Annotated in this window: 5 protein-coding genes; 4 read left to right on the top strand and 1 reads right to left on the bottom strand. The window is 46.2% G+C overall.

Annotated features, from left to right (window positions below; all coding sequences use genetic code 11):
- The coding region (locus tag AC37HE_RS14250) for a hypothetical protein (RefSeq protein WP_500783521.1) at positions 1-425 on the top strand (425 nt) is incomplete at its 5' end.
- Between the two features lie 179 nt (positions 426-604).
- Positions 605-1,246: a copper homeostasis protein CutC gene (locus AC37HE_RS14245; RefSeq protein ID WP_500783520.1), complete on the top strand. Its 642-nt coding sequence runs from the start codon at positions 605-607 to the stop codon at positions 1,244-1,246.
- Positions 1,247-1,336: 90 nt separating this feature from the next.
- Here the strand turns inward: AC37HE_RS14245 and AC37HE_RS14240 are convergent, their stop codons facing one another.
- Positions 1,337-3,529, bottom strand: coding sequence for a biotin/lipoyl-containing protein (locus tag AC37HE_RS14240; RefSeq protein WP_500783519.1), 2,193 nt, complete (start codon positions 3,527-3,529; stop codon positions 1,337-1,339).
- A gap of 620 nt (positions 3,530-4,149) precedes the next feature.
- Between AC37HE_RS14240 and AC37HE_RS14235 the strand changes: the two genes are divergently transcribed.
- Positions 4,150-7,158 carry a glycoside hydrolase family 2 protein gene (locus AC37HE_RS14235; protein ID WP_500783518.1) on the top strand — a complete coding sequence of 1,003 codons (3,009 nt, stop codon included), beginning with the start codon at positions 4,150-4,152 and terminating at the stop codon, positions 7,156-7,158.
- Between the two features lie 280 nt (positions 7,159-7,438).
- A complete protein-coding gene (locus AC37HE_RS14230; RefSeq protein WP_500783517.1) occupies positions 7,439-8,173 on the top strand; it encodes a hypothetical protein in 735 nt (244 codons plus the stop codon).
- The last annotated feature ends 801 nt before the right edge of the window (positions 8,174-8,974 follow it).

Below are 8,974 nucleotides of genomic sequence, written 5' to 3'. Positions count from 1 at the left end.
TGCTGAATGAAGGTTTATCAAACCGTTTTACAGAGCTCACTGCATTTAATAATAATGCTGATCCTGATCAGTGGGATCCTCAGTATTCGATCTTTTACACTTATGCAGGTAACTCCTATAAAAACCTGGGGATTGCCGGCGTTGTAGGTGGTACTCAACATGAGTTGCCAACACCGGAAGATGAGGGTTATAATCTGACAGAAGATGAGCGTATGAAAGAATACGACCTGGCGTTGCTGGATGAAATGTTATTGGAATTTCCGGCTGAAGGACGTGTAATGGGAATGGCCTACAGAATTGCTAAACGCTATAACGATATGTCTATAATTGCTGACCGTGTTGTTCCGAAATACCCGGCAGCAGAACAAGAAGATATTCGTTCGAAAATTATGAATGGTGATTTCTTCATCAAATGGGATTATTAGTATTTGATTGGAGATTGTTTTTGATTATTTTATAATTCAAAGAAGTTGACCCCGGGTAAACCCCGGGGTTTCTTTTTTTAATTCTTTCCTAAATCGTGGTTTTTCCGAATGTTGGATGATTTAACACTTTGCGACTGTCTTACCTTTGCGGAACGATATTCCTAAATCAACAAAGAAGTATGAATTCAGAAATTTTAGTGCGCGAAGCATGTGTAGAGAGCGTAGACGAATGTGTGCTGGCCGAGAAGCGGGGAGCTAACCGCCTGGAGCTATGCGCTGATCTGGCAAACGATGGACTTACACCATCAGAGCAACTGCTGGATGAAGTGATGGCTCAGGTTAATATTCGGATCAAGGCCATGGTGCGTCCACGTGCGGGAGGGTTCCGCTATTCCAGGGAGGAAATTAAGCAAATGGAGGAGGAGATTGCTTTCTTCAAATCGAAAGGCGTGTACGGTGTCGTTTTTGGCGTTACCAATGCAGATAACAATTTGGATATACCCGTGATTAAACATTTGGCTCAATTGGCTAAACCAATGGACGTTTGTGTGCATAAAGCGATTGACAGTGTGAATGATACCTGGGCTGATTTTCAGCGTTTGTATCACGAAGTTCCCGAAGTAGATGCTGTATTAACTTCCGGAGGAGCACCAACGGCTGCAGAGGGTGCTGCTGTTCTTAAAAAGATGACTGAACTGGGTGGTGAAAAGCTGAAGGTTGTTGTTGCCGGAAAGGTGACCAACGAGAATATTGATGATCTTCAAAAGGCAATTGGTTCAACGGAGTTTCATGGAAAGAAAATCGTTGGAGAGTTGATCTAAGATCTGCCGATTATTTAAAAATGAAAGGGTTTGAGGCAATGCCTCAAACCCTTTTGTTATGGTAATCTAAAAAAGAATACTTGGTTCAATTTATGCGCCTACCAGGTCCAGTACTTTGGTGTCGGCTGCAACAGTTTCGCCAACTTCTACAAAGATTTCATTCACCGTACCACCAATTTCAGCAGTGATACTGTTTTCCATCTTCATCGCTTCCAGTACTAATACTACTTGTCCCGGTTGAACTTTATCGCCCGGATTTACCTGGATATCCAGAATTTTACCCGGCATCGGAACTGTTACACCTGTTGTAGGACCAACAGCTACTTTCGCAGCAGCTTTGGGTTTTTCCTGACTTGCTTTGGCAACAGGTTCAGCAACAACATCCATAATCACTGCGTCACCGGCCAGGTTTTCACCAACCGAAGCAACCAGGTTGTTCACATAACCTTCAGCAGTTGCTGTAATGGTGTTTTCCATTTTCATGGCTTCAACAATTGCAACCGGTTGTCCCATTTTTACATGATCGCCCGGAGCTACCAGGTAGTTCAGTAAACGACCGGGAAGTGGTGTAACGATTGTTTCACCAACGATCTTCTTGGCTTCAGCTTTTGGTGCTTCAGCAGCTTTCTCAGCTTGAGGTTCAGTTGCTTTTTTAGCTTCCCAGGCAGCTTTCTTAACGCCTGTCAGGTAGCCTTTAGCAACCATCGGGAACAATTCCAGCAATAAGACTTCCTCTTCGTTCTCAGCTAATTTAACACCGCCAAATTCATCCAGTGTTGGGTTTGGCTGCATTTTGTATGTTGACGTGTCGAATGGACGTTCATCGCGGTGACCACAGATTTTTTCCCGGAAATCAGGATTTACAGGGATTGGAGTCTCACCGTATTCGCCTTTAACCAAGCTCTTAAACTGGTTCGAAACGTTTGTGTACATTGGTTTGCCGTTTTTAACATCCATTGCACAGTTCACGGCTTGTGCCCCTACAATCTGAGAAGTTGGTGTCACCAATGGTGGCAAACCGGCATCCGTACGAACCTGAGGAATCAGTTTCATCGCATCTTCCAGGATATCTTCCGATTTCAAGGCTTTCAGTTGGGCTACCATGTTGGTGTACATACCACCAGGTACCTGAGCTGTTTGAACCAGTTTGTTTGGTTTCGGGAAATTAAAATAAGCTTCAATTTCGTGGCAAGCGGTTAATAATGCTTCTTCGTTTCCGGCTTTGCACTCAGCAATCGCTTTGTCGAATAAGGCATCAATATCAGCAGGTAATTTATCGGTTAACGGGTTGAATTCTTTCGGGAATTGTTTGCCGGCATCAATATCAGCCAATTCCTGACGGATATTGAATAATTCTTTATTGATTTCAGCAACGGCTTCCATGTTAACATCTAACTCAACGCCTAATTTTTGACAGAAGATATAGATCAGTTCGATTGCTGGAGCAGCAGGACCACCGGCAAAGTTCCAAATGTTTGTATCAACAATGTCAACACCATTCATAATGGCAGCTAAAACAGCAGCTAAACCATAACCAGGTGTACAGTGCGTGTGGAAATCGACAGGAATTTGCAGGTTTTTCTTGAATTCCGAGATCAATGTAGCAACACGCATTGGCGGAATCAAACCACTCATATCTTTAATGGTAATCATGTCCGCTCCCAGTTTTTCCAAAGCAATCGCTTTGTTCAGGAAGTATTCGTTGGTGAATACCGGTTTGAATGCAGGTTCTGCAGCTGGCGCAGGAGCTTGTTCTTTCTTGCCGAATAATTTACCCAGGAATCCTTTTTTAGCTTGCTCAACAACCGGTTCTTCCTTTTTCTCCGGTTCCGGATCAATGGTGTAACAAACAGCACAGTCGGCAATACCACCGTGTTGTTTGACGTATTTGATGGTTGATTTTACGTTGTTGATATCATTCAGGGCGTCGAAAATACGCATGATTCCCAAACCCGATTGAATGGCATTCTTGGAGAATCCGTCGATGATCTCGTCGGTATATGGGGTATAGCCGAACAAGTTCCGACCACGCGAAAGAGCTGTCAGCTTGCTTACATCGCCAACGGCTTTTTTTATGGTTTGTAACCTTGTCCATGGGTTCTCATTTAAGTAACGCATCACCGAATCCGGCACAGCGCCACCCCAAACCTCCATGGCGTAAAAGTTAGCAGACTTGTAAAATGGGAGGACTCTGTCGATTTGCGCTTGGCGCAAACGAGTGGCAAACAAAGATTGCTGTCCATCTCTCAGAGTCAAATCTCTTATTAAAAGTTTTTTTGACATAGGTAGTATTCAAAAATGTTATTAAAATGAAGTTATAATTGTAACCTTTCGGTCTTTTCTGAGAACAAAATTACGGCAAACGTTAGGATTTTTTGATGACTTTTATCGACTTTTTCAATAAGATGTTTTAAAATTTACAATGAGAAAATATTAAGTTATCTTCATATTTAAAAGAGTAAAGTGTTTGTATATGAGCATTTTGCTATGTAATGAAAATGCAAGATGCTGTAAATCGTTCTGTTGTGCGTACACGGTTGGCAAATTGAAGAATAATGTCAGATCTTTCTTTCATATTGTCTTTTGTTCGTAATGGATTGAAGAGTCTTGTTGTGTTAAGCAAAGGTTACCAGACATCAAGGCTTGTTAAAGTTAAGTTTACACAAAAAGGGGGATGATTGGATTTCAGACCTGCTTTTGGGTGGTAGGCGTGTCCGGATTTGGCTTGAGTTGGGAGCTTTTAGGTGTCAATTGTCGGGTGGTTAATCCTATTATTATGGTTATATTTGACCTTGGATTTCAAAAATCTCCAAGGACTACTTCTAACTCTTTTCAAACCGGATATAGGGTATTTGTGCTTGGAAAGATCCTCGAATTTTGAACACTAACTAAATCATGTCAGAATGAATCTACTCACTTACTACACCAAAAGACTGTCTTGTTTTGTCTTTCTTCCTTTCATTTTCTTATTGATGGTTCAGTCAGCGAAGGCGCAAACAGGGCGACAAACCTTCAACTTTAACCCGGACTGGAAACTCCTTGTGGGGGATCCCGATGGTGCAGAAAATTCAGCCTTTGACGACAGCCAATGGAAATCAGTAACGCTTCCGTATGCCTGGAATGAAGATGAAGCCTTCAAAAAAGATATTAAAGACCTTTCGACCGGGATTGCCTGGTACCGTAAATCGTTTGTACTGCCCGAACATGCTACGGAAGGTAAGGTGTTTCTCGAGTTTGAAGGAGTGCGTCATGGTGGCGAGTTTTATGTGAACGGTACACTGGTTGGTTTGCACGAAAATGGGGTGATGGCTGTCGGGCTGGATATCTCGGACCTGGTGAAGCCTTACCCGCAAGAGAATGTGGTTGCGGTACGTACCGATAATGCCTGGGACTATCGCGAGCGCTTCTTTAACCAGCGCTACCAGTGGAACGACAAGAACTTCAATGCCAACTATGGCGGTATACCCAAGAATGTGTACTTGCATACCACGGGAAAGGTGTATCAAACCTTGCCGCTTTATTCAACCCTGGGAACAACCGGCGTGTATGTCTATGCCACGGATTACAATGTTCCGCAGAAATCCGCAGTGATTCATGTGGAGTCGCAATTGAAGAATGAGAGTGCCAGGGCCGTTGTTGCCGCCTTGCAGATTTCGGTGGAAGATTTGGATGGCAAAGAAGTGGCCAGCTTCGAAGGAACGCCCCGGATGATATCACCTAATGGAGTGCAAACGCTGACTGCTGCCGATAGTGTGGCCAATCTCGAATTCTGGAGCTGGGGATACGGCTACTTGTATACCGTAAAGTCGAAAGTGCTGGTCGATGGAAAGGTTGTTGATGAAGTGCCTGTGCGAACCGGTTTCCGCAAAACCGAATTTAAAGACGGCATGGTGTACCTGAACGACCGGGTGCTGATGATGCATGGTTACGCCCAGCGTACCAGCAACGAGTGGCCGGCTGTAGGCATGTCGGTGCCAGCCTGGCTGAGCGACTACAGCAATCAACTGATGATTGAATCGAACGGGAACTTTGTGCGCTGGATGCACGTGACACCCTGGAAGCAGGATGTGGAGTCGTGCGACCGTGTTGGGCTGATTGAGACCATGCCGGCGGGTGATGCCGAGCGAGATGTAACCGGTCGCCGCTGGGAGCAGCGTTGTGAGCTGATGCGCGATGCAATTATTTATAACCGCAATAATCCGAGTGTTATTTTCATTGAAGGAGGGAACGAGAATATCAGCGAGGAGCATATGGCCGAGCTGAAGAATATTCGTAATACCTACGATCCCCACGGCGGACGGGCCATTGGCAGCCGCGAAATGCTCGATAGCAAAGAAGCTGAATATGGCGGCGAAATGCTATACATTAATAAGAGTGCCGGAAAACCTTTGTTTGCCACTGAATATTCGCGCGACGAGGGCCTTCGTAAATATTGGGATGAGTATACGCCACCCTACCACAAAGAAGGAGCGGGAGGTACCTTTGCCCATAATGTTAGTGGCAGTAAGGTGAAAGATGCTTCAGCCTACAACCACAATCAGGATTCACATGCCATTGAAGATGTGGTGCGCTGGTACGACTACTGGGAGCAACGCCCCGGAACCGGAACACGTGTGAGCAGTGGTGGTGCCAACATCATTTTTTCCGATACCAATACCCATTATCGCGGTGCCGAGAACTACCGCCGAAGTGGCGAGGTTGATCCCATGCGTATTCCGAAAGATAATTTCTATGCGAACCAGGTGATGTGGAATGGCTGGGTGGATCCGGCGCAGAATTTGTCGCACATTATCGGGCACTGGAACTACGAGCCGGGAACCGTGAAGCCTGTTTATGTGGTTTCGGCGGGCGACAAGGTGGAGCTGTTTGTGAACGGCCAGTCGAAAGGCTTTGGCGAACGTTCGTACCACTTCCTGTTTACCTTCCCCAACATCAAGTGGGAAGCTGGTGAAATTAAAGCCGTTTCGTACAACGCAGCCGGCGATGTGGTTTCTGAAGATGCCATTAAAACTGCCGGCAAGCCTTATGCCCTCAAACTAACCGGCATGCAGTCGCCCGTTGGCTTTAAGGCCGATGGTGCCGATGTGGCTTTGATCCAGGTTGAAGTCGTCGATAAAAACGGCCAGCGCTGCCCAACAGCCCTGAATGCCATTCATTTTGACCTGAGTGGAGCAGGCGAGTGGCTGGGCGGTATTGCCCAAGGGCCCGATAACTATATTGGTGCCACAAGCTTGCCGGTTGAGTGCGGGGTGAACCGCGTGCTGATTCGTTCCACAACCAAAGCCGGTAAAATTAAGGTGAAAGCTTCGGCTGACGGCTTAAAAGGGGCCGATATTCAGTTTGAAACTTCACCGGTGAAGGTGGTGGATGGTTTGTGCACCGAGCTGGTTGCTGCCGGACTGCCATCGAACCTGGAGAAAGGGCCAACACCCCTGACTCCTTCGTACACCGTCAGCCGCGTAACCATCCCGATTGTTTCGGCTACGGCGGGTGTTAACCAGGATAAAGCGGTGTTGAGCTATGATGATAACGAAATGAGTGAATGGACCAACGACGGCCGCCTGTCGACCGGTTGGATTACTTATAAACTGGCCAAAGAAAGCGAGATTGACGAAGTGTCGCTGAAGATGACCGGCTGGCGTACCCGCTCGTATCCCATCGATATTTATGTGGATGACCAACTGGTTTGGCAAGGTGAAACGGCCCGCAGCCTGGGTTACATCCTCATTCCGGTGAAGCCAACTGTTGGTAAAACAGTTACCATCCGGTTAACCGGCTCGGGCGTGGAGAAAGATGCCTTCCAGAATATGATTGAGCTAAACGGCAATAAAGAACTCGACGGTTTTCGGGATCCTAAAGACATGAAAACCGAAGGACAACTTCGCATTGTTGAAGCCGAGTTTTTTCCATGAGCTGAAACCATAATTTCTGTCAACGAAGAATAAAACGAACCCCATGATCTTTCGGTTATGGGGTTTGTTGTTTTGTGAAATGTACATTTCTTGAAAAATTAAGGACTAAATGCACTGATTCGCAGCGAACAAAAGTGCCCTTCATGAAGCCAAACGTACAGTTCGACCTATCAAACAGGGGTGTTCATGAAGTTATTGGGTTTTTGTTTGGATTTAAGGTTTGATTCATCGTATCTTTTATTTATCAAAAGTTATTGCGAAACTAAAAATTTGATAAACAATGAGTAATCAAGAAGATTTTCAAACCTGTTTAGCGGGCATACAAGCGTTGCCCAACAATGAAGTGAAAGAACCCAACATGCCGGTTGATAAATTTGTGCAGGAAGCCGATAGTTTATACACCTGGTTGCAGCCCGATTTAGCCATACTCGCCGCAAAAGGTTTAACTGAAGTACAGTTGCAGGAGCTTCCGGTTCGTGCCGGGGCTTTGCGCGAGGCTCAGTCGCTATGGATTAAAGAAAGTCGTTCGCAGGACGAGTGGAACGAAAAATCACCCGCTGCCTACGAATTGCGTGATGACCTGATTGCCGATTTTCGGTATGCGTTTCGAGGCGAAGATAGTTTGCTCTCGCGTGTAAGTGAGATTGATACAGGTGATGGCCACGAAGATATGGTGCAGGATTTGAACGACCTGGCTGTGTTGGGAAAAGCTCATCCCGATTTACTGACGGCTATCGGTTTCGATCTGGCCAAGCTCGACGAGGCCGCCAGTCTGTCGGACGAAATGGGTGAATTGCTTGCGACAGTTAACGACAAGAAAACCGGTGGCAACGATGCCAAATACCTGCGCGACCAAGCCTACACCTACTTGAAACAACTGGTCGACGATATCCGAGAATGTGGCAAATATGCCTTCCGAAAGGATGTAAAGCGCATTAAGGGTTACACCAGTTCTTATTGGCGTAAGTATAAATCGACCAACAAGGATGATGAGTCATCCAGCGAAACAGATTGATCGTAAAATTTGATATCCTGACTGAAAACTCCGCGCCCTGCGGAGTTTTTTTATGCCCTGCTAATGTGGCTCGGTCTCCTGCCCTAAGATTTGTTTCCCTGCTGCTGAAAAATTGTCCCTGCCGAAAAAATTCCCGCCCTGCCATTGGGGTAGTGCTCCCTGCCGAAATTTTTTGTTCCCTGCCAGGCAGGGCGCACTACCTTACCGGCAGGGAGAGGTCCCAACCCGGCAGGGAGGCCAACTTTTTAGCAGGGATGGCTCCCCTTGCGGCAGGACGGCTAAAAAAACGGCAGGGAGTCCTGCCGAAGAAGCAGGGCGGGAAAAAAAACGGCAGGGCGCTATTTCTTTTAGCAGGGCACGTTCACTTTGGAGCAGGGGGAACTTCCGTTTCCACCGGGTGATGCGGTTTGCAACCGCATCTCTCTCATTGCTGCAAAATCAGCGGTTACAAACCGCTGCACCCGGTGGAGTTCAGAGCATTGACTGAAGCTGCAATGCGAAACCCGATTCCTCGTCATTCTCCATCGGGGATTTCTGTTGATCTGTTTTCCCGGGGCGGGGAAGGCGGTCGTCCTTTTTGCATGGTATGCAATTCTACCTTAAGCTGATCCTTTTACTTCCGCAAAACCTGAAGACGAAATAAAATTTCGCGAGACTTCTTTTTTTGTGGCAGGGAAACCACTCCTGACAATAATGTCAGGGTTTTGAATGATACAATTGACTACTATAGATACTTTGACGCTACTCGTCAAGCTTAATTTTTATTTGAATGTGTTCTGGATACCGTCAATCGAATAATCC

The sequence above is a fragment of the Mangrovibacterium sp. genome, assembly GCF_059905295.1.
The sequence above is the reverse complement of the archived record's forward strand: the minus strand, read 5'-3'. Positions and strand labels throughout refer to the sequence as shown.